Origin of the sequence: Streptomyces lunaelactis, assembly GCF_003054555.1 — a bacterium.
GTDB classification, from domain to species: Bacteria; Actinomycetota; Actinomycetes; order Streptomycetales; family Streptomycetaceae; genus Streptomyces; species Streptomyces lunaelactis.
Map to the genome: position 1 here is coordinate 3,123,782 of NZ_CP026304.1, position 25,396 is coordinate 3,149,177.

The following is a 25,396-nucleotide window of genomic DNA, read 5'->3' on the forward strand; positions in this document are numbered from 1 at the left end:
AGTCGAGCTCACCATCAGCGGGATGACCTGCGCCTCCTGCGCCGCTCGCGTCGAGAAGAAGCTCAATCGCATGGACGGGGTCAGCGCCGCGGTCAACTACGCGACCGAGAAGGCGAAGATCTCCTACCCGCACGGGGTCGAGGTCGCCGATCTCATCGCCACCGTCGTCAAGACCGGCTACTCGGCCGAGCAGCCCCCGCCGCCCGAGCCCGAGCCCGACCTCGACGAGGCCCCTGCCACGGCCTCCGCCCCGCAGGCCGACGCCGAGTCCGCCTCGCTGCGCCGGCGCGTCATCGTCTCCGCCGTACTCGCCGCGCCCGTCCTGCTGATGGCGATGGTCCCCGCCCTGCAGTTCGACAACTGGCAGTGGCTCTCCCTCACCCTCGCCGCACCGGTCGTCGTCTGGGGCGCCCTGCCCTTCCACCGGGCCGCCTGGACCAACCTGCGGCACGGCGCCGCCACCATGGACACCCTTGTCTCGGTCGGCACGCTCGCCGCCTTCGGCTGGTCGCTGTGGGCGCTGTTCCTCGGGGATGCGGGCATGCCTGATATGCGTCACGGCTTCGATCCCACCGTCTCCCGTACCGACGGCGCCTCGACCATCTATCTCGAGGTCGCAGCGGGTGTGGTCACCTTCATACTCCTCGGCCGCTACCTGGAGGCGCGCTCCAAGCGGAAGGCCGGCGCGGCCCTGCGCGCCCTGCTGGAGCTGGGCGCCAAGGACGTCGCCGTGCTGCGCGGCGGTACGGAGATACGCGTTCCGGTCTCCCGGCTCGTCGTCGGTGACCGCTTCGTCGTACGCCCCGGCGAGAAGATCGCCACCGACGGCACGGTCGTCGAGGGCACGTCCGCCGTCGACGCCTCCATGCTCACCGGCGAATCCGTACCGGTCGACGTCCGGGCGGGCGACCCGGTCACCGGCGGCTGCGTCAACACCGCGGGCCGCCTCGTCGTCGAAGCCACCCGGATCGGCGCCGACACCCAGCTCGCCCGGATGGCGCGGCTGGTCGAGGACGCCCAGAACGGCAAGGCCGAGGTCCAGCGTCTCGCCGACCGGATCTCCGCCGTCTTCGTGCCCGTCGTCCTGGTGATCGCGCTCGGCACGCTGGTGACCTGGCTGCTGGTCACGGACGACGCGACCGCGGCCTTCACCGCCGCCGTCGCCGTACTGATCATCGCCTGCCCCTGCGCCCTGGGCCTGGCCACCCCGACCGCCCTCATGGTCGGCACGGGACGCGGCGCCCAGCTCGGCATCCTCATCAAGGGTCCGGAGGTGCTGGAGTCCACCCGCAAGGTCGACACCGTCGTCCTGGACAAGACGGGGACGGTCACCACCGGCCGGATGCGCCTTCAGGGCGTGTACGCCGCCGAAACCGCCGAGGAGCACGAGCTGCTGCGCTTCGCGGGCGCATTGGAGCACGCCTCGGAGCACCCGATCGCCCGCGCCGTCGCGGCGGGCGCCGAAGAACGCGTCGGCACGCTCCCCGTCCCCGAGGCCTTCGAGAACGTGCCCGGCCTCGGCGTACGCGGTGTCGTCGAAGGGCACCAGGTGCTGGTCGGCCGGGCGCAGCTGCTCACAGACGCGGGTGTGGAGCTGCCCCGCGAGCTCGTCGCCGCCGTCCCTGCGGGATGTACGGCGGTCTTCGCGGCCGGCGACGGAAAGGCGCTCGGCGTCCTCACCGTCGCCGACGCGGTCAAGGAGACCAGCGCAGAGGCGGTCGCGAGCCTGCGCGCCCTCGGCCTCACTCCGGTTCTGCTGACCGGCGACAACAGAGCGGTGGCCGACTCGGTCGCGGCCGAGGTCGGCATCGACGAGGTGTACGCCGAGGTCATGCCCGAGGACAAGGTCGATGTGGTCAGGCGCCTTCAGGCCGAGGGCCGCAGGGTCGCCATGGTCGGCGACGGCGTGAACGACGCTGCCGCCCTCGCCACCGCCGATCTGGGCCTGGCGATGGGCACGGGCACGGACGCGGCGATCGAGGCCGGCGACCTCACCCTCGTACGCGGAGATCTGCGGGTCGCGGCGGACGCGATCCGTCTCTCCCGGCGGACCCTTGGCACGATCAAGGGCAATCTTTTCTGGGCCTTTGCCTACAACATTGCCGCGCTGCCGCTGGCGGCATCAGGCCTGCTCAACCCCATGATCGCCGGATTTGCGATGGCCTTTTCGTCCGTATTTGTGGTGACCAACAGCCTGCGGCTCCGCTCCTTCAGGTGACTACAAGTAGGTCACAAGACCTTCACAAGGAGACCTAGATCACAGATATTTAGGGGTAACCATTCCGGCTCCTCGCGAGTCTGAATGGGCGATGCCGAGAACGTCTTGGGGGACGTTCATGGGATGTCTTGGGGGACGTCCCAGGCAAGCGTTGGCCGGGGCACGTGCCCGGGGAGCTTTGAGCGGCCCTCCCGTGCGTGCGTACCCCGGCAGACCGCGGAGTAGCTTCTGCGGCCAGTAGACGCCCGGCCGGATCCCGTGGGGGGAATCCGCTCCGGGGATATGGGAAGCGCCCCGCCCGCCGACCCGTGGGGGGATCGGCAGCGGGGCGCTTTCCGCGTTCTGCGCGGCGGCGTTCAGCGGGGCAGGGCCGGCTCTTGGTGCCGTACTCCCGCCGGCCGCCGCGGACGCGGTGTCAGCGGGCCTCGACCGGGACGAAGTCGCGCAGGACCTCGCCGGTGTAGATCTGGCGCGGGCGGCCGATGCGGGAACCCGGCTCCTTGATCATCTCGTGCCACTGGGCGATCCAGCCGGGCAGCCGGCCGATCGCGAAGAGCACGGTGAACATCTCTGTCGGGAAGCCCATGGCCCGGTAGATCAGGCCGGTGTAGAAGTCCACGTTCGGGTAGAGGTTGCGCGAGACGAAATAGTCGTCGGACAGCGCGTGCTCCTCCAGCTTGAGCGCGATGTCGAGCAGCTCGTCGGACTTGCCGAGCGCCGAGAGGACATCGTGCGCCGCGTCCTTGATGATCTTCGCCCGGGGGTCGAAGCTCTTGTAGACGCGGTGGCCGAAGCCCATCAGACGGACGCCGTCCTCCTTGTTCTTCACCTTGCGGATGAAGGAGTCGACATCGCCGCCGTTGGCCTGGATGCCCTCGAGCATCTCCAGCACCGATTGGTTGGCGCCACCGTGCAGCGGGCCCCACAGGGCGCTGATGCCGGCGGAGATCGAGGCGAACATGTTCGCCTGGGAGGAGCCGACCAGACGCACGGTGGAGGTCGAACAGTTCTGCTCGTGGTCCGCGTGCAGGATCAGCAGCTTCTCGAGCGCGGCGACCACGACCGGGTCCAGGTCGTACTCCTGGGCGGGGACCGAGAAGGTCATCCGCAGGAAGTTCTCCACGTACCCGAGGTCGTTGCGCGGGTAGACGAAGGGGTGGCCGATCGACTTCTTGTACGCGTACGCCGCGATCGTCGGCAGCTTGGCCAGCAGCCGGACCGTGGAAAGGTGACGCTGCTTCTCGTCGAACGGGTTGTGGCTGTCCTGGTAGAACGTCGACAGCGCGCTGACCACGGAGGACAGCATCGCCATCGGGTGGGCGTCGCGCGGGAATCCGCCGAAGAACCGCTTGACGTCCTCGTGCAGCAGCGTGTGCTGGGTGATCTCGCCCCGGAAGGACGCCAGCTCGTCGACCGTCGGCAGCTCGCCGTTGATCAGCAGGTACGCCACCTCGAGGAAGGTGGACCGCTCGGCCAGCTGCTCGATCGGGTAGCCGCGGTAGCGCAGGATGCCCCGCTCGCCGTCGAGGTAGGTGATCGCGGATTTATAGGCGGCGGTATTGCCGTATCCGCTGTCCAGGGTGACCAGACCGGTATTGGCTCGGAGCTTCCCGATGTCGAAGCCCTTGTCACCGACGGTGCTGTCGACCACCGGGTAGGTGTATTCACCGTCCGCGTACCGCAGTACTACAGAGTTGTCGCTCACGTCATCCCTCACCGACGTAGTGCCTCTTCTTCGAGGTGCCCTGACTGTCTCTACCATCCCCCATTTGGCTCAGGAGAGTGCACTCGGGGTCGACCATTGGGCCTATTGGCGGCACTGAGTGCCGCCAACCTGCTCATCTTGCCCCCTTCGCCCTGCCTCCGGAACTCGGGGGGGCGTTTGCCGCGCCACGGACCCCAGATGTCACGCCCGGGCGGCGGAGCACCGCACGCTCAGCCGCCGGTCAGCCGGTCAGCCGGTGGTCGAGCGCGGTGAAGCGCCTGCCTGCGGAAACAGTGCGCACTGCCTGTCCTATCGCCTTACGGGAGCCGACCAGCACGACGAGCTTCTTGGCCCGGGTGACCGCCGTGTAGAGGAGGTTCCGCTGGAGCATCATCCAGGCTCCTGTCGTGACCGGGATCACCACCGCCGGGTACTCGCTGCCCTGTGAGCGGTGAATGGTCACGGCGTACGCATGGGCCAGCTCGTCCAGCTCGTCGAAGTCGTACGGAACCTCCTCGTCCTCGTCCGTCAGCACCGTCAGCCGCTGATCGTCCAGCTGGAGCGAGGTGACCACGCCGACCGTGCCGTTGAAGACGCCGTTCTTCCCCTTCTCGTAATTGTTGCGAATCTGGGTGACCTTGTCGCCGACGCGGAAGACACGGCCGCCGAGACGCTTCTCGGGAACATCGGGCCGCGCGGGCGTAATCGCCTGCTGGAGCAGTCCGTTGAGCGTCCCCGCTCCGGCCGGGCCACGGTGCATGGGCGCGAGCACCTGCACATCGCGCCGCGGATCCAGGCCGAATCGGGCCGGAATTCGGCGGGCCGCCACGTCAACGGTGAGCTTTCCGGCATCCTCCGTCTCCTCCTCCACGAAGAGAAAGAAGTCGGAGAGGCCCGAAGTGATGGGCTGTACCCCGGAGTTGATGCGGTGGGCGTTGGTGACGACACCGGACTGCTGGGCCTGCCGGAAGATCCGGGTCAGCCGGACGTTCGGCACCGGGCCGTCGTCCGCGAGCAGGTCCCGCAGCACCTCGCCGGCGCCGACGCTCGGCAACTGGTCCACGTCTCCCACCAGCAGCAGGTGGGCGCCGGGGGCCACAGCCTTGACCAGCTTGTTGGCGAGGAGCAGATCGAGCATGGACGCCTCGTCGACGACGACCAGGTCCGCGTCGAGCGGGCGGTCCCGGTCGTACGCCGCGTCCCCGCCGGGCTTGAGCTCCAGCAGCCGGTGCACGGTGGACGCCTCGGCTCCGGTCAACTCGGCGAGCCTCTTGGCCGCGCGCCCGGTGGGGGCGGCCAGCACCACCTTCGCCTTCTTGGCGCGGGCCAGCTCCACGATGGAGCGGACCGTGAACGACTTGCCGCAGCCCGGACCGCCGGTCAGGACCGCGACCTTCTCCGTCAGCGCGAGCCGGACCGCCGCCTCCTGCTCGGGCGCCAGCGCCGCGCCCGTACGCTCGGCGAGCCAGGCCAGCGCCTTGTCCCAGACGACGTCCTGGAAGCCCGGCATCCGGTCCTCCGCGGCTCCCAGCAGTCGCCGCAACTGGGCGGCGAGGGAGATCTCGGCCCGGTGGAAGGGCACCAGATAGACCGCGGTCACCGGCTCACCGCCGTCCGGCGCCGGCACCGACTCCCGTACGACCCCCTCCGCATCGCCCGCGAGCTCGGCGAGGCACTCGATGACAAGGCCGGTGTCCACCTGGAGCAGCTTCACCCCGTCGCTGATCAACTGTTCCTCGGGCAGGAAGCAGTGCCCCTGGTCGGTGGATTGCGAAAGGGCGTACTGCAGCCCGGCCTTGACCCGCTCCGGGCTGTCGTGCGGGATGCCGACGGCCTGGGCGATCTTGTCGGCGGTGAGGAATCCGATGCCCCAGACGTCGGCGGCGAGGCGGTAGGGCTGGTTCTTCACGACCGAGATCGAGGCGTCCTCGTACTTCTTGTAGATACGCACCGCGATGGATGTCGAGACGCCGACGCCCTGGAGGAAGATCATGACCTCCTTGATGGCCTTCTGCTCCTCCCAGGCGGCGCCGATCAGCTTCGTCCGCTTCGGGCCGAGTCCGGGCACCTCGATGAGCTTCTTCGGCTGCTGCTCGATGATGTCGAGGGTGTCGATGCCGAAGTGCTCGACGATGCGCTCGGCGATACGGGGGCCGATGCCCTTGATGAGGCCCGAGCCGAGATAGCGGCGTATGCCCTGGATGGTGGCCGGCAGGACGGTCGTGTAGTTCTCGACGGTGAACTGCTTGCCGTACTGGGGGTGGGAGGCCCAGCGGCCCTCCATACGCAGGGACTCGCCCGGCTGCGCGCCGAGCAGCGAGCCGACGACGGTGAGCAGGTCACCGCCGCCGCGCCCGGTGTCGACGCGGGCGACCGTGTAGCCGTTCTCCTCGTTGGCGTAGGTGATCCGCTCGAGTACGCCTTCGAGCACGGCGGGTTGGAATACGACCGGACTGGACATGACCCGACGTTATCGCCGGGGTCCGACAATGCGGGCAGCCTGTGGACAACTCCGTGCCGGAGCCGGCGGGGAGCCCCGTTTGGGATGGTCGGCCGGAGAGGCGGCCGGACAGCCCCGGACAGTCAAGGGGGCCCGGTCTCACGACCGGGCCCCTCGCACTCCCCCTCCGTCAAGGGCTCCCCGATCCCCCCAGATCCCTCCCCGGGAGCCTTGATGACAGGTACGACCCGCGTCACGCGGAAAGGGTTGTACGACTGCGGGCAGTTATTTTCCGGAATCTCGGAATGCCGACGAAGCGGGGCAGTCGTAGCGTTTCGGACCATGAGCGATGAATCTTTGCAGACGGACGTCCTGAACGAGCTCGGTGACGAGAAGTTCGAGGAGATCGCGGGGTTGCTGGGGACGAATGCGGCCGGCGCGACGAGTGTCGTCGAGACGACGGTCACGGCCGTGTCAGGGTGGGTTGGGGGACGTACTGGGCGGCGGCGCGAAGAAGTAGGTGCGGGGCGGCGGTTGTTACCCCACCCGCGGCGTATCCCTGGTCCCTCCGAGGCGCAGTGCTCGATGAAGCCGATCGGCGCGAGAGATCGACCGTCGAGTCGAGGAGTTCACGGAAACCATCCGCGGCGGGGCCTCGCGTCACCGCCCGTGACCGGAGTGGAATTGGCGCTGCCATCCGCGATAGACAAGCAGCATGAGTAATTACGGGGGATCCCCTCACGGGAACGGTGAGCCGACGAGCTTCATACTCCGGCCGCCTCAGCCCGACGCACCCCACCCTGACCCCGACGCGCCGCACCGTCTGCCACAGCGAGGCGCTCCGCAGACCGGCGCGCCGTACGCCGCGCCGACGCAACAGGCAGCGCAGCCGCAGGTGGACGCTTCGGACCCCGGTGTGGGGCGGCTGATCGCCGGACGATACCGGCTGCTGGCCAAGCTGGGCCACGGCGGCATGGGAACCGTGTGGCGAGCCGAGGACGAGACGGTCGGCCGCGAGGTGGCCGTCAAGGAGCCCCGGATCCCCGACCACCTTCCCGAGCGCGAACGTGCCAACGCCTTCGAGCGGATGCGCCGCGAGGCACGGGCCGCAGCGCGGCTCGACCACCCCGCGGTGGTCAACGTGCACGACGTGGCTGTCGAGGACGGTCAGCCCTGGATCGTGATGGAGCTGCTGCGGGGCCACTCGCTCGGAGCTGTCCTTCAGGAGGGCACGCTGGGCACGCGCGAGGCCGCTCGAATCGGCCTGCAGGTGCTCGGCGCCCTGGAGGCTGCCCATCAGGGCGGCATCCTGCATCGCGACGTCAAGCCTGACAACGTCCTGCTCGGGCATCACGACCGCGTGGTCCTCGCCGACTTCGGCATCGCCCAGATCGAGGGCGAGACCAGTCTGACCGACACCGGCGGCTTCGTCGGATCACCGGAGTTCATCGCGCCGGAGCGGGTGCTGGGCCAGCGCCCCGGACCGGCCAGCGATCTCTGGTCGCTCGGCGTGGTGCTGTACGCGGCGACGGAGGGCGTGTCCCCGTTCCGACGGGGCAACACCCCTGCAACCCTGCAAGCCGTTCTCAACACCACCCCGGCTGCGCCGGCGGCCGCCCAAGGCCCGCTCGCTCAGGCCATCAACGGCCTGCTCCTCAAGGACCCGTCCCAGCGGTTGTCCGCGGACCGGGTTCGCCTGCTTCTGGAGGAGGCCGCCGCGCCCCCGCCGCCTGCGCCGACGGTGGTGCACTCCCCGTCGTCGGGCGAAGGTGGCCGACAGGGCGTGACCCTGAGCCGTAGGACGCTGCTCGGCGCGGGCGGCGCGGTGGTCGCCGCGTTCGTCGCCATGGCCCTCGTCCTGACGAACCCGTTCGCGGCGGACACCGATCAGGGCGACAAGTGGAAGCAGGCGACGGAGAAGCAGCTCGGCGCGACGCTGTCGGTACCCGACGCCTACAAGCGGTGGCAGCCGGCGGAGTCCACCAGCAACGAGGAGTGGATCCGGTACGAGGACCCGAGCGGCGCCGTCTGGATCCGGCTGGATCTGATCCGCAAGGACGACCCGATTGGGATTGCCGGCTCGGCAGCTGCGGAGGCGTATGACGACGCCGAGACGTACCGCGAGAGCGGCAGCACCAAACTCGACATCGGCTCCGGCTCCGGGCTGAAGATGCAGACGAAGGCGGACGTCGCATACAAGGGGAAGAAGGCCGCCACGAACTCGGGCACCTACCTCGACACCTCGGACAGCGACAACCCCGCCCCGCGCGAGTTCCGCATCTTCTACTACAAGACCGACTCCGGGGACATGTACAAACTGACGGTGCTGTACCCGGGCAAGGGCGATCTGACAGTGCGGGGCCGAGAGGTCGCCGAGCGGACCATCAAGGAGCTGGACATCACCAAACTTTAGGACGCCGGACGCCGGACCCCGGTCGGCAGCGGTGTGCCCCCAGCATGCCGGCCGGCCGGCCGGCCGCTGAAGCGGTTTCGTCGGCGGTCGGCGTTCGCCGCCGGGGCAGCCGTTGTCTCATCGGAACACGAAGTCCAGGTACCGCCCCACCGTCTCCCGCAGTACCTCCACCCCCTCCCGCCCCACAGCACCTCGTTGAACAGCTCCACCTCGATCGCGCCGCCGTACCCGCCGCGTCCACCCGCTGCCGCCACTCCCTCATGTCGATCGAACCGTCACCGATCTGGCCCCGGCCGTTCAGGACTCCCGCCGGCAAGGGCGTCGTCCAGTCCGCCAGTTGGAACGCCTGGATACGGCCCGCCGCGCCCGCCCTCGACACAGCCTCCGGGGCCCTGTCGTCCCACCAGATGTGGTACGTGTCCACCACCACGCCCACCTGCGATGCCGGGAACGCCTCCGCCAGGTCCAGCGCCTGCGTCAGCGTCGAGACCACGCACCGGTCCGCCGCGTACATCGGGTGCAGCGGTTCGATCGCCAGCCTCACGCCCCGCTCCCCCGCGTACGGTGCCAGGACCGCCAGCGCGTCCCCGATGCGTGACCGCGCCGCCGTCAGGTCCCGGCTGCCCGGCGGGAGGCCGCCCGAGACCAGGACCAGCGTGTCCGTACCGAGCGTCGCCGCCTCGTCGATCGCCGCGCGGTTGTCGTCCAGGGCCCGCGCCCGCTCCGCCGTGTCGATCGCCGTCAGGAAGCCGCCCCGGCACAGGCTCGTGACCGCCAGCCCCGCCTCCCGTACGAGCTTCGCCGCCGCCTCCACCCCGTACGCCCGCACCGGTTCGCGCCACAGGCCGACGCCGGGGATGCCGAGCTCCCCGCACGCCTCGACGAGTTCGGGCAGCGTGAGCTGCTTCACCGTCATCTGGTTGATGCTGAAGCGGGTCAGATCAGTCACTGGACGACTCCATGCACCGCGAGAAGGGCCTTCATACGTGCCTCCGCGAGCGCCGGATCCGGGAACAGGCCGAGCCCGTCCGCCAGTTCGTACGCCCGGCACAGATGCGGCAGCGACCGCGCCGACTGCAGGCCGCCCACCATCGTGAAGTGCGACTGGTGCCCCGCCAGCCACGCGAGCAGCACCACACCCGTCTTGTAGAAGCGCGTCGGCGGCCGGAACAGATGCCGGGCCAGCTCGACCGTCGGGTCGAGGAGTTTCCGGAACCCGGACACATCACCCGTGTCCAGCACCCGTACAGCCTCCGCCGCCGTCGGGCCGAGCGGGTCGAAGATCCCGAGCAGCGCGTGGCTGAAGCCCCGCTCGTCGCCCGCGATCAGTTCCGGGTAGTTGAAGTCGTCGCCGGTGTAGCACCGCACGCCCTCCGGGAGCCGGCGGCGCAGGTCGATCTCGCGCTGGGCGTCCAGCAGCGAGATCTTGATGCCGTCGACCTTGCCGGGATGCGCGGCGATGACGTCGAGGAGGACGGACGTGGCCGCGTCCAGATCGGCGGAGCCCCAGTAGCCCTCCAGCGCCGGGTCGAACATCGGGCCCAGCCAGTGCAGGATCACCGGTTCCGAGGCCTGCCGCAGCAGATGGGAGTAGACCGAGAGGTAGTCCTCAGCTCCCCGCGCAGCGGAGGTCAGCGCCCGCGACGCCATCAGGATCGCCTGGGAGCCGCTCTCCTCGACCCACGCCAGCTGCTCCTCGTACGCACCGCGCACCTCGGCCAGCGAGCCGCCGCCGGGCCCGAGTTGGTCGGTGCCGGCACCGCACGCGATCGCGCCCCCCACCGCCTTCGCCTCGGCCGCCGAGCGCCGGATCAGCTCCGCCGCGGCCGGCCACTCCAGGCCCATCCCCCGCTGCGCGGTGTCCATCGCCTCGGCGACGCCGAGACCGTGCGACCACAGATGGCGGCGGAAGGCGAGCGTGGCGTCCCAGTCGACGGCGGCGGGCGAGTCCCACGCCGCATCGGCGTAGGGATCGGCCACGACGTGCGCCGCCGAGAAGACCGTACGGGAGGCCAAGGAGGCCGGCCCCGAACCGCCGGCCACGAAGCGGGCGGGCTCCGCGCGCGGTGCGTAGTCGTACAGCTCCCCGCCCACACCCACCAGTCGGATCGTCACAGCGACAGCTCCGGTACCTCGAACCGCCGGCCCTCCGCCGACGACCTCAGTCCCAGCTCCGCGAGCTGCACACCGCGCGCCCCCGCCAGCAGGTTCCAGTGGTAGGGCTCCCCGAGCGCGACATGGCGCAGGAACAGCTCCCACTGCGCCTTGAAGCCGTTCTCGAACTCCCCGTTGTCCGGCACCTCCTGCCACTGCTCGCGGAAGGACTCCGTCGCGGGCAGGTCCGGGTTCCACACCGGCTTCGGAGTGGCGGAACGGTGCTGGACGCGGCAGCGGCGCAGCCCCGCGACCGCCGAACCGTGGGTGCCGTCGACCTGGAACTCCACGAGTTCGTCGCGCATCACCCGTACCGCCCAGGAGGAGTTGATCTGGGCGACGGCCCCGCCCTCCAGCTGGAAGATGCCGTACGCGGAGTCGTCCGCGGTCGCCGCGTACGGCTTGCCGCGCTCGTCCCAGCGCTGCGGGATGTGCGTGGCGACCTGCGCCGTCACGCTCGTCACCCGCCCGAACAGCTCGTGAAGTACGTACTCCCAGTGCGGGAACATGTCGACGACGATGCCGCCGCCGTCCTCGGCACGGGAGTTCCAGCTCGGGCGCTGCGCCTCCTGCCAGTCGCCCTCGAAGACCCAATAGCCGAACTCCCCTCGTACGGAGAGGATTTCGCCGAAGAATCCGCCGTCGACGAGACGCTTCAGCTTCAGCAGGCCCGGCAGGAAGATCTTGTCCTGGACGACGCCGTGCCTGATGCCGGCGGTGTCGGCGAGGCGGGCCAGTTCCAGGGCTTCCGCGAGGTCGGTCGCGGTCGGCTTCTCGGTGTAGATGTGCTTGCCCGCCGCGATTGCCTGCTTGATCGCCGTGACGCGGGCGGAGGTGACCTGCGCGTCGAAGTAGATGTCGACGCCGTCGTCGGCGAGCACCGCGTCCAGGCCGGTCGACCAGTGTTCCAGGCCGTGCCGTTCGGCGATCTCGCGCAGGGCGTGCTCGCGGCGTCCGACGAGGACCGGCTCGGGCCACAGGACGTCGCCGTCGCCGAGGTCGAGGCCGCCCTGTTCGCGGATCGCGAGGAGGGAACGCACCAGATGCTGGCGGTATCCCATCCGGCCGGTGACGCCGTTCATGGCGATCCGCACTGTCCTGCGTGTCACGAAGTTGCCCCCATGTCCCTCGATGGTCCCGAGTTCCCTCGTTATGACCGCAGCAAGCGCTTTCTACACGGTAGGAAAGCTAGCCTGCCGACAGTGGCCCGGACAAGGGCCCGGTTCCATCTCCCGTGGAGGAAAGCGATGACAGTCACCCTGGCGGATGTGGCGGCGCGCGCCCGGGTGTCCCCGGCCACCGTCTCCCGTGTGCTCAACGGCAACTATCCGGTCGCGGCATCGACGCGGGAACGCGTGCTGCGCGCCGTCGACGACCTCGACTACGTACTGAACGGCCCGGCCAGCTCGCTCGCCGCCGCCACCTCCGACCTGGTCGGCATCCTCGTCAACGACATCGCCGACCCCTTCTTCGGGATCATGGCCGGGGCCGCCCAGACCGAGATCGGCGGACAGGAGGGGGCCGGGCGCGCGGGCGGCGAGAAGCTCGCCGTCGTCTGCAACACCGGAGGCTCGCCGGAGCGCGAACTGACCTATCTCACCCTGCTCCAGCGGCAGCGGGCCGCGGCCGTCGTGCTGACCGGCGGCGCACTGGAGGACCCGGACCACATCGCGGCGATGACCTCGAAGCTGGCGAAGCTCGCGGACGCGGGGACCCGGGTGGTGCTGTGCGGACGGCCGCCACTGTCCGGGAACGACGCCATCGTCGCCGCGCTCGCCTTCGACAACCGGGGCGGCGGGCGGCGGCTCACCGAGCATCTGCTCGCCCTCGGGCACCGCAGGATCGGATATGTCGCGGGGCCCGTGGAGCGCACCACGACCCGGCACCGGTTGGAGGGCCACCGGTCCGCGCTGGCCGCCGCGGGGCTGGACGAGGGGCAGGACCGGCTGACCGTGCACGGCCCGTACGCCCGCCGCTCCGGCTACGACGCGACGCTCGAACTGCTGCGCCGGGACCCGGAGTTGACGGCGATCGTGGCCGCCAACGACACCGTCGCGCTGGGCGCCTGCGCGGCCCTGCGCGACCAGGGCCTGCGCATCCCTGAGGACATCTCGGTGGCCGGCTTCGACGACCTGCCGTTCTCGGTGGACGTGGTGCCCGCGCTGACGACCGTACGACTGCCGCTGTACGAGGCGGGGGCGCGGGCGGGCCGGCTGGCGATGGGCACGGAGGCGCCGCCGCCAGGGGGCATCGCGACGATCGGCGCGGAGCTGATGGCCCGGGCGTCGACGGCACCACCGCGGAAGGGGTGAGCGGGGGCGGTCGCCCGCGGGCGGCTCCCCAAGGCCGCACAGGCCTTGCCCTGCCCGCGAGGCGGCCGTACCGTTGACTCAGTCAAGGGAAAGCTCGGAGCAGCTCATGCCGATCCAAGAAATCCGCGCCTTCAACCGCTTCTACACCAACCTCATCGGCGCGCTCGACTACAGCAAGCACCTCTACACCCCGTACACCCTCACCGAATCCCGCGTGCTGTACGAACTCGCCCACAGCCCGCGTACCGACGCCGCCGACCTGCGTGCCGAACTCTCCCTGGACGCCGGGTACTTGAGCAGGATGCTCGCCAAGTTCGAGCGGGACGGCCTGGTCGCGCGGGCGCCCTCCGAGGTCGATCCACGGCGGCAGCGGATCACCCTCACCGCGCACGGGCGCGAGGCCGCCGCCCTGCTCGACGAGCGGTCGCGGGAGGCCGTGGGGTCGCTGTTGGCCAAGGTGCCCGCGGACGTGCGGCCGCGGCTGGTCGAGGCGACGCGGACCGTGCGCGAGATCCTCGGCGGCGACCGGCCCGCCCACCGTGAAGGTCCCGTCCTGCGCGACCCCGGGCCCGGCGACCTCGGCTGGGTCGTACAGCGGCACGGTGCGCTGTACGCCGCCGAGTACGGGTGGAACGCCGACTTCGAGGGCCTCGTCGCCCGTATCGTCGCGGACTTCGCGCAGGACCACGACCCCCATCTGGAGCGGGTGTGGATCGCCGAGCTGGACGGCCGGCCGGTGGGCTCGGTCATGTGCGTACGGGACGACGCGCCCGCCACCGCACGGCTGCGGCTGCTCCTCGTCGAGCCGGAGGCCCGCGGCCATGGCCTCGGCGACCGGCTCGTCCGCGGCGTCGTGGATTTCGCGCGCGATGTGGGGTACCGGGAACTGGTGCTGTGGACCAATGACGTACTGACCGGAGCCCGCCGGATCTACCAGCGGGCGGGCTTCACCCTCGTCGCCGAGAAACCGCACCGCTCGTACGGCGTGGACCTCGTCGGCCAGGACTGGCGGCTGCCCCTTCAGGAAGGAACGATCAAGTGAGGCCGATCAAGTGAAGTTCGCCTTCTCGACGCTCGGTGTACCGGGCATGCCGATCGCCGACGTGGTCCAGCTCGCCGCCGACACCGGATACCAGGGCGTGGAGCTGCGCGCCCACCCCGAGGAGCCGGTGCATCTGAGCATGGGGATGCGCGAACGGGCTGCCGTGGTGCGGGAGTTCGAGCGAGCCGGCGTGGAGATCCTGACAGTCTGCGGGTACGCGCGCGTCGCGGCGGCGGAAGCCGACGGGCCGGTCGGCGAAGAGCTCGACGAACTGCTCTGGCTGGCAAAGGACTTGGGAGCACCGCAGGTACGCGTCTTCCCGGGCGGCGGCGATCAGGACCCGGCCACCGCCGACGCGATCGCCGCGCGCCGGCTGGGTGCGGCGGCGGAGACCGCGGCCGGCCTGGGCGTACGGATCCTGCTGGAGACCCACGACTCGCACCGCAGCGGCGCCGCCGTGTCCCGCGTCCTGGGGCCGGTCGGCCACAAGAACGCGGGCGCGATCTGGGACGTACTGCACCCCTGGCTGGCGGGCGAGGCCCCGGCCACGACACATGCCGCACTCTCCCCGTTCCTTGGGTATGTCCAGGTCAAGGACGTGGCCTCGGCCGACGACCTGACCCCGCTCCCCCTCGGCGCGGGCGTGCTGCCGCTCGCCGAGTGCCTGGCGACGCTCACCGAGGAGACATGGCTGTGCTGGGAATACGAGAAGCGCTGGAATCCGGGGGTGGCGGAGCTGCCGGGGCTGCTGGCGCCGGGGCGGGAACACCTGGAGGGCCTCATCGTCCGTCGCGACGAGAAATGAGATACCCGGCTGCCGCGCCAGTACACTGGCTCGAATTCGTAGACAGCTAGGAACTGTGCATGCTAGTGGGGCGGACGGGCGAGCCACCTTCCATAGGCGGTGACCACAATCCGGTCATGGCCGGCGTAAGGACTTCTCTTCGGAGGTCTGCGCCGGCCTTGCTGATTTTCGCGGCGATTCGCGCGCTGGGCCTTGTGACGCTGATTCTCTGGTCTCACGCGAAGGGGAAGGATCCCCATCAACTCCTCTCCGCCCGGTGGGATTCTCTCTGGTATGTACGGGTCGCCGAGCACGGCTACGACTTCACGCTGACCGCGCCGGACGGCAGAGTTCTGTCCGATATGGCGTTCTTCCCGCTGCTGCCGTGGCTGGAACAGGGCGTCTCGGCGATCAGCCCGCTCGGTTTTGCGGACTCGGGACTCCTGGTGAGCGCGCTCGCCTCGCTTTTTGCGGCGTGGGCCATTTTTCTGATCGGGGACCTTCTTCACGGGCGCCGGGTGGGCATCACGCTTGTCGCGCTGTGGGGAATGCTGCCGGTAGGAATCGTCCAGTCGATGGCGTACAGCGAATCGCTCTTCGTCGCCCTGTCGGCGTGGTCGCTGTACTGGGTGCTCAGGCAGCGCTGGGTGGCGGCGGGAATCCTGGCCTCGCCGGCCGGCCTCACCCGCCCGGTCGGGCTCGCGGTGGTCGCGGCGCTCTGGGTGGCGGCAGCGTGTCAACTGGCGCGGCGGAATGGGGACTGGCGTGCCGCGGCGAATCGCCGCATGGTCATCGGGGCGGTGCTCGCTCCGCTCGGGTGCGCGGGATATGTCGTCTGGGTCGGCCTTGAAAGAGGCAGCCTTTTCGGATATCTCGATGTGCAGGCTGAGTGGGGGAATGGATTCGACGGCGGGGTGGCCTTCGCGGGATTCATTCTTGACCGCCTGACGGGTCCGGCGTTCCTGGCGGGTGCCGGACTGCTGATCGGTGTCGCCGTCGCAGCGTGGGCGTATTACCTGTGCGTCAAGCAGAGGCAGCCTGCGGCGCTGCTTGTCTACTGCGGGATTGTTGTGGGGCTGGCGCTGTGCGCATCCGGCTATTTCGGATCGAAGCCGCGGCTGCTGATGCCGGCGTTTCCACTGCTGCTGCCGCCGGCGGTGTGGGTGGCGCGGGCGAGGGTGGGCGTGATTGTCGCGGTGCTGAGTGCGGTTTCGGTGGGGTCGGCGGTGTACGGGGCGTTCTGGCTGAACGGGTCGGGACCGCCGTGAGCCGTGCGGCGCCCGGGGAGTGCTTGCGCGGAGGCCCCTGGGGGGTCCGGGGTGCGGGCGCTTGAGGCGCGGGCAGGTTTGCTCCCGGTACGTGGGGGCTGACGAAAACGCCCCGCCGCCGGAACCTTCCCTCACCGCGATCCGTCTAACGAGCCGTACTGCTGGTGAGTCTCCGTAGCGCGGTGTCGGCCCTCGCTGCTCGTTGCGATCGTCGGCCACCCCTCTCCAGCCGCGCTGCGGCCGGCAGCACACCGCCACCGGTGCGCCCCCTCCGACAGCGCCGGTGGCGGGCCCGCGCCCCCGTCCCGGTGACCTTTCGCGCGTCGTGCCGCCTTTCTGTTGCCACACCCTTGACCTGGCAGTAACTTTCCGGCTATCCGTGAACCTTGGAAGTTTCCTTCAACTCCCTTGTCGAGCAAGGCCGGAAGGAGCACCCATGCACGACCGGAGCCTCCCCAGACACGCTTCCAGCACCGCTTCCAGGCACGTCTCCCGACGCACCCTCCTCGCCGCGACCACCGCAGGCGCCGCCGCAACCGTCGCCACCGCATCACCCGCCCTCGCCCGCCCCTCCCAACACGACCGCCTCCGCCACCTCAAGCGCCTCATCTCCCGGATGAGCCTCGAGGAAAAGGTCGGGCAGCTTTTCGTGATGCGGGTCTACGGGCACTCCGCCACCGGCCCCGATCAGGCCGACGTCGAGTTGAACCTCGCGGAGATCGGCGTACGCAGCGCCGCCGAGCTCATCGCCAAGTACCACGTCGGCGGCATCATCTACTTCATCTGGGCGCACAACACCCGCGACCCGCACCAGATCGCCGACCTCTCCAACGGCATCCAGCGCGCCGGGCTCGCCCAGCCCACCCCCGTGCCGCTGCTCATCTCCACCGACCAGGAGCACGGCATCGTGGCTCGCGTGGGCAAGCCCGCCACCCTGCTGCCCGGCGCGATGGCGCTCGGCGCGGGCGGGTCCCGGTCCGACGCCCGTACCGCCGCGCGGATCGCCGGGGCCGAGCTGGCCGCGCTGGGCATCCTCCAGAACTACGCTCCCGTCGCCGACGTCAACATCAACCCGGCCAATCCGGTCATCGGCGTACGGTCCTTCGGCGCCGACCCGGGCGCCGTCGCCGGGCTGGTCGCGGCCCAGGTCCGCGGCTACCAGAGCGCCGGCATCGCCGCGACCTGCAAGCACTTCCCGGGGCACGGCGACACCACCGTCGACAGTCACACGGGCATTCCGGTCATCACCCACACCCGTGAGGAGTGGGAGAGGACCGACGCCCCACCGTTCCGGGCGGCCATCGCCGCCGGGATCGACTCGATCATGACGGCGCACATCCAGTTCCCCGCGCTGGACGCGAGCAACGACCCGGCCACCCTCTCCCGCCCCATTCTCACCGGCATCCTGCGCGAAGAGCTCGGCTACGACGGCGTGGTGGTCACCGACGCGCTCAACATGCAGGGCGTACGGGACAAGTACGGGGACCACCGGGTGCCGGTGCTCGCGCTCGCAGCCGGTGTGGACCAGCTGCTCAACCCGCCCAACCTGGCCGTCGCCTGGAACGGCGTCCTCAGCGCCGTCAAAAGCGGCGAGATCAGCGTGGCCCGCATCGAGGAATCGATCCTCCGCATCCTCCGGCTCAAGGAAAAACTGGGCCTGTTCCGCGAACCGTTCGTCTCCCACCGGGGCGTGGACCGCACCGTCGGCGCCCGCCCGCACCTCGCCGCCGCGGACAGGATCGCCGAGGGAACGACCACGCTCCTGGTCAACCAGGACCGGCTGCTGCCACTGAGCCGCCGCGGACAGCGCAGCCTGCTCGTGGTCGGCGCCGACCCCGCGTCGCCCACCGGGACGACCGGACCGCCGACCGCCGTGCTGGCGAAGGCCCTCACCGAACTGGGCTTCTCAGCAAGCGCCCTGCCCACCGGGACCGCCCCGACCGCCGCGAAGATCGATGAGGCGGTGGCGGCGGCGAGCGGCAAGGACGCGGTGATCGTCGGTACGTACAACGTCTCGGCGACCAGCAGCCAGCGCACCCTGGTGGCCCGGCTCGTCGCGACCGGAGTGCCGGTCATCGCCGTCGCCATCCGCAATCCGTACGACATCGCCCGGCTCGGCGGCGTCGGGGCCGCCCTCGCCACGTACTCCTGGACCGATGTCGAGCTGCGGGCCGCCGCCCGGGTGATCGCGGGCCGCGCCGGTCCCGAGGGGCGGCTGCCCGTGCCCGTACAGCGCGCGGACGATCCGACCCGGGTGCTGTACGAGACCGGCTACGGCCTGTCGTACGACTGACGTAGGCGAACCGGGCACGCTCCCCCCTCTCACTCCCGGCAATTGTCCCGAAGTACCCCGTACGTCTGGCGTGCGCCCGCCTCGGCGGGTCACGCTGGACGGACCGGCCCGATGCTCGGAGGGCCGGTGGGGTTCGGGGGGTACGTATGCGCGGACAGCGGCGGCCGGCGGGGGCCGTGAGCGCACTGGTACTGGTACTGACGGTCGCGCTCACCGCCGCCTGCCAGCAGGCGACGGGACGCACGGGCCCGGTCGGCGACAGCAGCGTCACCGGCCCCGCCCCCCTTCCGTCGGGATACGGCCTGATCTTTCTGGGCCCCGGCGACTGCGGCTCGCGCGGGCGCGACTTCCGTGAGGTGCCGTGCGGCAGCGAGAAGGCGGCCGCCCGGGTCATCGGCCGGTTCGGGGGGCGCCCTTCGGACGGACCCGCCTGCCCCGCGGCCACCGACTTCGTCCTGCACATCTCCGAGAGCCGCCCGGCCGCGGACGAGGACGGCGACGGCTCGGTCGGGCAGGGGTACGCCTGTATGCGCAATCTGGAGCCGCCGCACCCGGGCGATCCGGGCGGGGGCGGTGGTCCGCACACCGTCGTGGGCGACTGCGTCTACAACGCGAGCAAGGGCCAGGTGAAGGAGACGGCCTGCGACGGATCGGGCACGCGGGCCCCGCAGTTCAGGGTGGCGTCCGCGGTGAGCAGCCGGACGCAGTGCCCGCCGTCCACGGCGCTCTATGTCCAGCTGCGCGGGGAAACGCCGGTGGGCTGCGCCCGCCGCGTGTGAGGAACACGCGCGGCGGGCACAGCCCACTCGGCCACAGCCTTCTGCCAGGCCCTGTCCGGGCGAACCGGACGGAGGCTACGGCCTCAGCGTCGGCTCCCGCTCGATGTCCCGCTTGTCGAGCTTCGCGTCGTACGTGGTCAGCGGCTTCGCCTTCGCCGCGTCCTCCTGCACGGCGGCCGGGGCGACGCCCGCCCACTTCAGGATCGAGGCCGTGGCCTTCGCCTTCTGCTCCGCCACCAGACCGGCCACATTGGCGCCGTGGTTGGCGCCGGGCGCGACGTACACATAGCTGTCGCGCGCGGTCCTGCCGAGCCTGAACTGCTCAGCACCCCAGGGGTCGTTCTGGCCGTAGACGAACATCATCCGCCGGGCGTTGTGCCGCACCCAGCTGTCGACGTCGTCCATCACCCACGGCTTGAAGTGCATCGGGATGTCCCGCGGCACAAAGTTCCGCGGCGGCTGGTACCCGTACCGGCTCAGGTTGCCCAGGTGCGGCTGCTTGATGTCGGGCGAACCCAGCTCGGTGCCTGCCTGGTAGTAGTACGGCGTGTACGTCCCCAGGCCCTGGTCGGTGTAGAAGGAGAAGCCGGAGATCGCGTCGATGGAGTCGTAGATCTCCTGGTCGGTGGCGGTGGCGGCGACCGGGATCGCCTCGCAGTCCGCCACCAGGCTGTACTGCCAGAAGGCCCAGACGTAGTCGAGGACGACGGCCTCGTACGCCTTGTCGAGGCTGCCGACGGTCGTGAAGGTGTAGCCCTCGGTGGCCGCGGCGGCCTGGTACCTGGCCTCCAGCGGCTCGCGGCGCACCAGCGCCTCGCGCTGGACCGCGTTGAGCTTGTCCCGGCACTCCTTGGTGCCGACCTTCGTGAAGAACCGGTCGTACGCCGAGTCCTCCTGGTTCACCACGTCGTTGGGCGCGACGTACGCGACGATGCCGTCCATGTCACGCGGGTAGAAGCGCTCGTAGTACGTGGCGGTCATGCCGCCCTTGGAACCGCCCGTGGCGAGCCAGTTCTTGGCGTAGACCTTCTTCAGCGCCGTGAAGACGCGGTGCTGGTCGCTGGCGGCCTGCCAGATGTCCAGCTTGGACCAGTTGGCCGGGTCCGGCCTGGAGGGGGTGAAGAACCGATACTCCAGGGAGACCTGGTTGCCGTCGATGATCGCCGTCGGCTCACTGCGGCGCGGCGTGGTGCTCACGTTGTAGCCGGAGGTGAAGAAGACGGTGGGGCGGTTGGTGTCCTTGTGCAGCAGGGTGATCCGCTGCTTGAACGTGCCCTTGTCCGGGTGCCGGTGGTCGACCGGCTGTGTGTAGTTGAGGACGAAGTACCGGTAACCCGGGTACGGCTTCTCCTCGATGAGACTCATGCCCGGGATCGCGAGGATCCGGTCCTTGATGTCCGTGCCGGTCGCCGGCTCCGCGGCGGTAGCCGCCCCGGCCGTCGAACCGGCCGCACTCACGGTGCCTATGAGCACCACGAGCGTCAGCAGCCATCTGAGCGCCTTGCGCATTCACCCTCCCCTTGATTCACAAGCGGTCGCGGTGAACCTAGCGGTGGCAATGCCCGGCCCGCCAGCCCCAGTTGGTCAGCAGAGGATCCAGCCGGTCGAGCGCGCCGTGCCGGAGATGGCGCCGGTGGCCCGTACACAGCGGTTGAGGGCATGGACGGTGACGGGTCCCGCCTGGCGGGTGAAGGTGCCCTTGTCCACGGCGGCGCGGCCGCCGCGCGCCTGGAGCGAGACCGACATGGCCCGCCTGGCGCCGGGCTTCCGGGCGAGAGTGACGGCGCAGGCGTAGTGCCCGGACTTGTAGACGCGCACCTCGCCGCCGGCGAACTTCACGGTCTTCTGCAGCCGCCCGGCGCAGGGGGCGGACGATGTCGCCCACGCGTCCTGGGCGCCGGGACCGGCCAGCGTGAGGGCGGCCGCGGTCATGAACACGGCGCAGCCCTGCGCGAGCAGCCGCCCGAGCCTTCTGTTTCCCGCACCACCGAACACTCTTACTCCCCCTCGCCACTGTCCCGTACATGCGTACGACGCAGTGGCGGCCCACATGGTTGCCACTCGGCTGCGGCACCCACGGAATCGTCACACCGCCGCGGGTTCGTCCTCACCTATGAAGGTCCGCCACAGCGCCGCGACCCCTCCTGTTCGCCGCCCTCGCAATTGCTCGGCCCCTGGGGGCCTCACAAGCTTCGGCCGACTGGCCGGACTCCGTCCGGCCGTCGCATCGCACCCCTCACACCGCCGCGGGTTCGTCCTCACCTATGAAGGTCCGCCACAGCGCCGCGTACCGGCCGCCGAGCGCCAGCAGTTCGTCGTGCGTGCCGTCCTCGACCGCCTGTCCGGCGTCCATCAGGATCACCCGGTCCGCGCGGGCCGCCGTGGTCAGGCGGTGTGCCACGACCAGCGTGGTGCGCCGGCCAGTGAGGCGGTCCGTGGCCTGGTTGACCTGGGCCTCGGTGGCCAGGTCCAGGGCCGCGGTCGCCTCGTCGAGCAGCAGGATGTCCGGGTCGACGAGCTCGGCGCGGGCCAGGGCGATCAGCTGGCGCTGGCCGGCCGAGAGATTCCGGCCGCGCTCGGAGACCTCGTGGAGGTAGCCGCCGTCCAGGGTGGCGATCATGTCGTGGGCGCCGACGGCACGGGCCGCGGCCTCCACCTCGGCGTCGCTCGCGCCGGGGCGGCCGTACGCGATGGCGTCCCGGACCGTGCCCTCGAAGAGGTACGCCTCCTGGGGGACGACGCCGAGGCGGTGCCGGTATGCCGTCAGATCGAGCTCGCGCAGGTCCCGGCCGTCCGCGGTGATTCTGCCGCTCGTCGGGTCGTAGAACCGCGCGACCAGCTTGACCAGCGTCGACTTGCCCGCGCCGGTCTCGCCGACGAAAGCGACGGTCTGGCCGGCCGGGATCCGCAGATCGATGCCGGTGAGGGCCTCCTCGGGCGCGTCGGAGGCTCCGTAGGCGAAGTCGACGTTCTCGAAGGCGATGTCGCCGCGCAGCGAGAGCACGTCGAGGGGTTCCTTCGCCTCGGCGGTCGATGTCGGCTCCTGGAGCAGCTCCTGGATACGGCCCAGCGAGACCGTCGCCTGCTGGTAACCGTCGAAGACCTGGGAGAGCTGCTGCACCGGCGCGAAGAACAGATCGATGTAGAGGAGGAACGCGACCAGGGCGCCGGTGGTGAGGGTGCCCGCCTCGATCCGGCCCGCGCCCACGATCAGCACGGCCGCGGCGGCCACCGACGACAGCAGCTGCACGAAGGGGAAGTAGACGGAGATCAGCCACTGGCCGCGCACGCGGGCCCGGCGGTAGCTGTCGCTGCGGGCGGCGAACCGGTCCCGGCCGTCGCGCTCGCGCCGGAACGCCTGGACGATCCGCAGCCCGGACACGGACTCCTGGAGGTCGCCGTTGACGACGCTGATGCGCTCGCGGGCCAGCTCGTACGCCTTCACGCTCTTGCGGCGGAAGAAGAACGTGCCGACGATCAGCAGCGGCAGGGTCGCGAAGACCACCAGCGCCAGCTGCAGATCGATGAAGAGGAGCGCGACCATGATGCCGAAGAAGGTGACGACCGAGACGAACGCGGTGACCAGTCCGGTCTGCAGGAACGTGGACAGGGCGTCCACGTCCGTCGTCATACGGGTCATGATCCGGCCGGTCAACTCGCGCTCGTAGTAGTCGAGTCCGAGCCGCTGGAGCTGCGCGAAGATCTTCAGACGCAGGGAGTAGAGAACGCGCTCGCCGGTGCGGCCCGTCATCCGGGTCTCGCCGATCTGCGCGGCCCACTGCACGAACACCGAGACCAGCGCGAGGGCGGAGGCCGCCCAGACCGCGCCGAGCGCGAGCTGTGTGACGCCCTGGTCGATGCCGTGCCGGATCAGGACGGGGAGCAGCAGCGACATGCCCGCGTCGATGGCGACCAGCAACAGGCTGACGAGCAGCGGCAGTCCGAAGCCGCGCAGCAGCCGGCGCAGCCCGTACGACTGCTCGGCCCGTACGGCGCGCGCCTCGTCGATCTCGGGGGTGTCGGTGGCCGGCGGCAGCGCCTCGACCTGGGCGAGCAGTTCGGGGGTGGCGCCGGGGGCCGCGGACTCTCCGGTGTTCTCCTCACGTACCCACAGCCGGGGCGTGATGCCGCGCTCGACGTCGAACTCGGCGTCGAGCTCGTCCCGTACGGTGTGGTCCTCCCGCGGTTCGGGTCCAAGGACGTCCGACGGAGTCGAGTGTCCCGGCGATACGCCGCCGAGCTCGTCCGGGTCGGTCAGCAGCCGCCGGTACAGCGCCGAGCTCCGCACCAGCTCCTCGTGGGTGCCGATGCCGGCGAGCCGGCCGCCGTCCAGGACGGCGATCCGGTCGGCGAGGTTGAGGGTGGAGCGCCGGTGGGCGATCAGCAGGGTCGTACGCCCCGCCATGACGCCGCGCAGGGCCTCGTGGATCTCGTGCTCGACGCGCGCGTCAACGGCGGAGGTGGCGTCGTCGAGGAGCAGCAGCCGGGGGTCGGTGAGGATCGCGCGGGCGAGCGCGATGCGCTGGCGCTGGCCGCCGGAGAGGGTGAGGCCGTGCTCGCCGACCTTGGTGTTGTAGCCGTCCGGCAGCTCCGCGATGAAACGGTCGGCCTGGGCGGCGCGCGCCGCGGTGTCGATCTCCTCGTCGGTCGCGTCTGGCTTCCCGTACGCGATGTTCGTGCGCACGGTCTCGGAGAAGAGGAAGCTGTCCTCCGGCACGAGCCCGATGGCGGCCCGCAGCGAGTCGAAGGTCAGCTCGCGCACATCGTGGCCACCGACGAGGACCGCGCCGTGCAACACGTCGTAGAAGCGCGGCAGCAGCAGCGAGACGGTGGACTTGCCGCTGCCCGACGAGCCGACGACCGCGACGGTCTCGCCCTGCCGGATCTCCAGCGAGAAGCCGTCGAGGACCGGGCGCTCCTCGTCGTAGCCGAAGGTCACATCGTCGAACTCGACGGTCGCGGGCGCGTCCGCCGGCAGCTCCTTCGTGCCTTCCCGCATCGTCGGCTCGGTGTCGACCAGCTCCAGTACACGCTCCACGCCGGCGCGCGCCTGCTGTCCTACGGTCAGCACCACGGCGAGCATCCGGACCGGGCCGACGAGCTGAGCGAGATAGGTGGAGAAGGCGACGAACGTACCCAGGGTGATCTGGCCGCGTGTGGCCAGCCAGCCACCGAGCGCCAGCATCGCGACCTGCCCGAGCGCGGGGACGGCCTGGAGGGCCGGGGTGTAGCGGGAGTTGAGTCTGATGGTGCGCAGCCTGCCCGCGAAGAGCTTGCGGCCGACCTCGCGCAGCTTGCCGGTCTCCTGGTCCTCCTGGCCGAAGCCCTTGACCACGCGTACGCCCGAGACGGCACCGTCGACGACGCCCGCGACGGCGGCCGCCTGGCTCTGCGCGTACCAGGTGGCGGGATGCAGCCGGGTGCGGCTGCGCTTGGCGATGAACCAGAGGGCGGGAGCGACGGCGATCGCGATCAAGGTGAGCGGCAGCGACAGCCACGCCATGATCACCAGGGAGATGAGGAAGAGCAGGATGTTCCCGATGGTCATCGGGAGCATGAAGAGCAGGCCCTGGATGAGCTGAAGGTCGCTGGTCGCGCGGCCGACGACCTGTCCGGTGGACAGCTCGTCCTGCTTCCGGCCGTCGAGGCGGGTGATCGTTCCGAATATGTCGGTACGGAGATCGTGCTGGACATCCAGCGCGAGGCGGCCGCCGTAGTAGCGGCGGACAAAGGTGAGGGCGTAGACGACGAGGGCCGACGCGATCAGCAGCCCGGTCCAGAGACCGATGGAACCTGTGCTGTCACCGATCACGTCGTCGATGACGACTTTGGTGATCAGCGGGACGAGCGCCATGACGGCCATACCGGCCAGCGAGGACCCGAGGGCGAGCACGACATTGCGCCGGTACCGCCAGGCGTAACCGGCCAGCCGCCGCGCCCACCCCTGATTCGCCGCCGCCACGTGATGCCTCCCGTTTTTTCTGATCT

At 70.3% G+C, this 25,396-nt stretch carries 15 protein-coding genes and 1 pseudogene; 8 read left to right on the plus strand and 8 right to left on the minus strand.

From position 1 onward, the window contains the following. Positions 1-22: 22 nt before the first annotated feature. The gene (locus SLUN_RS14055) at positions 23-2,218 is read left to right on the plus strand and encodes a heavy metal translocating P-type ATPase (protein WP_108154736.1); all 2,196 of its coding nucleotides are present in this window, start codon (positions 23-25) and stop codon (positions 2,216-2,218) included. A gap of 415 nt (positions 2,219-2,633) precedes the next feature. On the opposite strand, the gene SLUN_RS14060 is transcribed toward SLUN_RS14055, so the two are convergent. Further along, positions 2,634-3,923 carry a citrate synthase gene (locus SLUN_RS14060; protein WP_108148812.1) on the minus strand — a complete coding sequence of 430 codons (1,290 nt, stop codon included), beginning with the start codon at positions 3,921-3,923 and terminating at the stop codon, positions 2,634-2,636. 241 nt (positions 3,924-4,164) lie between these two features. Then, positions 4,165-6,384: an SF1B family DNA helicase RecD2 gene (gene recD2, locus SLUN_RS14065; RefSeq protein ID WP_108148813.1), complete on the minus strand. Its 2,220-nt coding sequence runs from the start codon at positions 6,382-6,384 to the stop codon at positions 4,165-4,167. Positions 6,385-7,078: 694 nt separating this feature from the next. On the opposite strand from recD2, the gene SLUN_RS14070 reads away from it, so the two are divergent. Further along, entirely contained in the window at positions 7,079-8,776 is a 1,698-nt protein-coding gene (locus tag SLUN_RS14070; protein WP_108148814.1) for a serine/threonine-protein kinase, read from the plus strand. A gap of 117 nt (positions 8,777-8,893) precedes the next feature. Here SLUN_RS14070 and SLUN_RS14075 read toward each other — a convergent pair. The 3 genes and pseudogenes from SLUN_RS14075 to SLUN_RS14085 all read right to left on the minus strand — a co-directional run bounded on the left by SLUN_RS14075 (position 8,894) and on the right by SLUN_RS14085 (position 12,039). Continuing rightward, a pseudogene (locus SLUN_RS14075) lies at positions 8,894-9,725 on the minus strand (sugar phosphate isomerase/epimerase family protein). Then, the gene (locus SLUN_RS14080; RefSeq protein WP_108148815.1) at positions 9,722-10,891 is read right to left on the minus strand and encodes a dihydrodipicolinate synthase family protein; all 1,170 of its coding nucleotides are present in this window, start codon (positions 10,889-10,891) and stop codon (positions 9,722-9,724) included. The pseudogene SLUN_RS14075 and the gene SLUN_RS14080 overlap by 4 nt, the downstream one beginning before the upstream one ends. Beyond that, a complete protein-coding gene (locus SLUN_RS14085; RefSeq protein WP_108148816.1) occupies positions 10,888-12,039 on the minus strand; it encodes a Gfo/Idh/MocA family protein in 1,152 nt (383 codons plus the stop codon). Before SLUN_RS14085 ends, SLUN_RS14080 begins: the two co-directional genes overlap by 4 nt. 138 nt (positions 12,040-12,177) lie before the next feature. Here SLUN_RS14085 and SLUN_RS14090 point away from each other — a divergent pair, with 138 nt between their 5' ends. From SLUN_RS14090 to SLUN_RS14115, 6 genes are all read left to right on the plus strand, one after another. Then, positions 12,178-13,242, plus strand: coding sequence for a LacI family DNA-binding transcriptional regulator (locus SLUN_RS14090; RefSeq protein ID WP_108148817.1), 1,065 nt, complete (start codon positions 12,178-12,180; stop codon positions 13,240-13,242). A 106-nt stretch (positions 13,243-13,348) separates the two neighbouring features. Further along, positions 13,349-14,284, plus strand: coding sequence for a bifunctional helix-turn-helix transcriptional regulator/GNAT family N-acetyltransferase (locus SLUN_RS14095; RefSeq protein ID WP_108148818.1), 936 nt, complete (start codon positions 13,349-13,351; stop codon positions 14,282-14,284). 10 nt (positions 14,285-14,294) lie between these two features. Beyond that, the gene (locus tag SLUN_RS14100) at positions 14,295-15,089 is read left to right on the plus strand and encodes a sugar phosphate isomerase/epimerase family protein (RefSeq protein WP_108148819.1); all 795 of its coding nucleotides are present in this window, start codon (positions 14,295-14,297) and stop codon (positions 15,087-15,089) included. 116 nt (positions 15,090-15,205) lie between these two features. Further along, positions 15,206-16,336 (plus strand): putative hexosyltransferase, encoded by a 1,131-nt coding sequence (locus SLUN_RS14105; protein WP_108148820.1) that lies wholly within the window; start codon positions 15,206-15,208, stop codon positions 16,334-16,336. Between the two features lie 436 nt (positions 16,337-16,772). Further along, positions 16,773-18,629, plus strand: coding sequence for a glycoside hydrolase family 3 protein (locus tag SLUN_RS14110; RefSeq protein ID WP_108148821.1), 1,857 nt, complete (start codon positions 16,773-16,775; stop codon positions 18,627-18,629). Between the two features lie 146 nt (positions 18,630-18,775). Beyond that, positions 18,776-19,408, plus strand: a complete 633-nt coding sequence (locus SLUN_RS14115; RefSeq protein WP_108148822.1) for a hypothetical protein — start codon at positions 18,776-18,778, stop codon at positions 19,406-19,408. Positions 19,409-19,483: 75 nt separating this feature from the next. Here the strand turns inward: SLUN_RS14115 and SLUN_RS14120 are convergent, their stop codons facing one another. From SLUN_RS14120 to SLUN_RS14130, 3 genes are all read right to left on the minus strand, one after another. Further along, positions 19,484-20,917, minus strand: coding sequence for a S28 family serine protease (locus SLUN_RS14120; RefSeq protein ID WP_108148823.1), 1,434 nt, complete (start codon positions 20,915-20,917; stop codon positions 19,484-19,486). Positions 20,918-20,992: 75 nt separating this feature from the next. After that, positions 20,993-21,403, minus strand: coding sequence for a hypothetical protein (locus SLUN_RS14125; RefSeq protein WP_371413827.1), 411 nt, complete (start codon positions 21,401-21,403; stop codon positions 20,993-20,995). Positions 21,404-21,644: 241 nt separating this feature from the next. Further along, positions 21,645-25,370, minus strand: coding sequence for an ABC transporter ATP-binding protein (locus tag SLUN_RS14130; protein ID WP_108148824.1), 3,726 nt, complete (start codon positions 25,368-25,370; stop codon positions 21,645-21,647). Positions 25,371-25,396: the final 26 nt, after the last annotated feature.

Coding starts and splice junctions, on each gene's coding strand:
- SLUN_RS14105 (WP_108148820.1), top strand. CDS start 15,206: ATGGCCGGCGTAAGGACTTCTCTTCGGAGGTCTGCGCCGGCCTTGCTG.
- SLUN_RS14110 (WP_108148821.1), top strand. CDS start 16,773: ATGCACGACCGGAGCCTCCCCAGACACGCTTCCAGCACCGCTTCCAGG.
- SLUN_RS14090 (WP_108148817.1), top strand. CDS start 12,178: ATGACAGTCACCCTGGCGGATGTGGCGGCGCGCGCCCGGGTGTCCCCG.
- SLUN_RS14115 (WP_108148822.1), top strand. CDS start 18,776: ATGCGCGGACAGCGGCGGCCGGCGGGGGCCGTGAGCGCACTGGTACTG.
- SLUN_RS14055 (WP_108154736.1), top strand. CDS start 23: ATGACCTGCGCCTCCTGCGCCGCTCGCGTCGAGAAGAAGCTCAATCGC.
- SLUN_RS14095 (WP_108148818.1), top strand. CDS start 13,349: ATGCCGATCCAAGAAATCCGCGCCTTCAACCGCTTCTACACCAACCTC.
- recD2 (WP_108148813.1), bottom strand. CDS start 6,384: ATGTCCAGTCCGGTCGTATTCCAACCCGCCGTGCTCGAAGGCGTACTC.
- SLUN_RS14120 (WP_108148823.1), bottom strand. CDS start 20,917: ATGCGCAAGGCGCTCAGATGGCTGCTGACGCTCGTGGTGCTCATAGGC.
- SLUN_RS14070 (WP_108148814.1), top strand. CDS start 7,079: ATGAGTAATTACGGGGGATCCCCTCACGGGAACGGTGAGCCGACGAGC.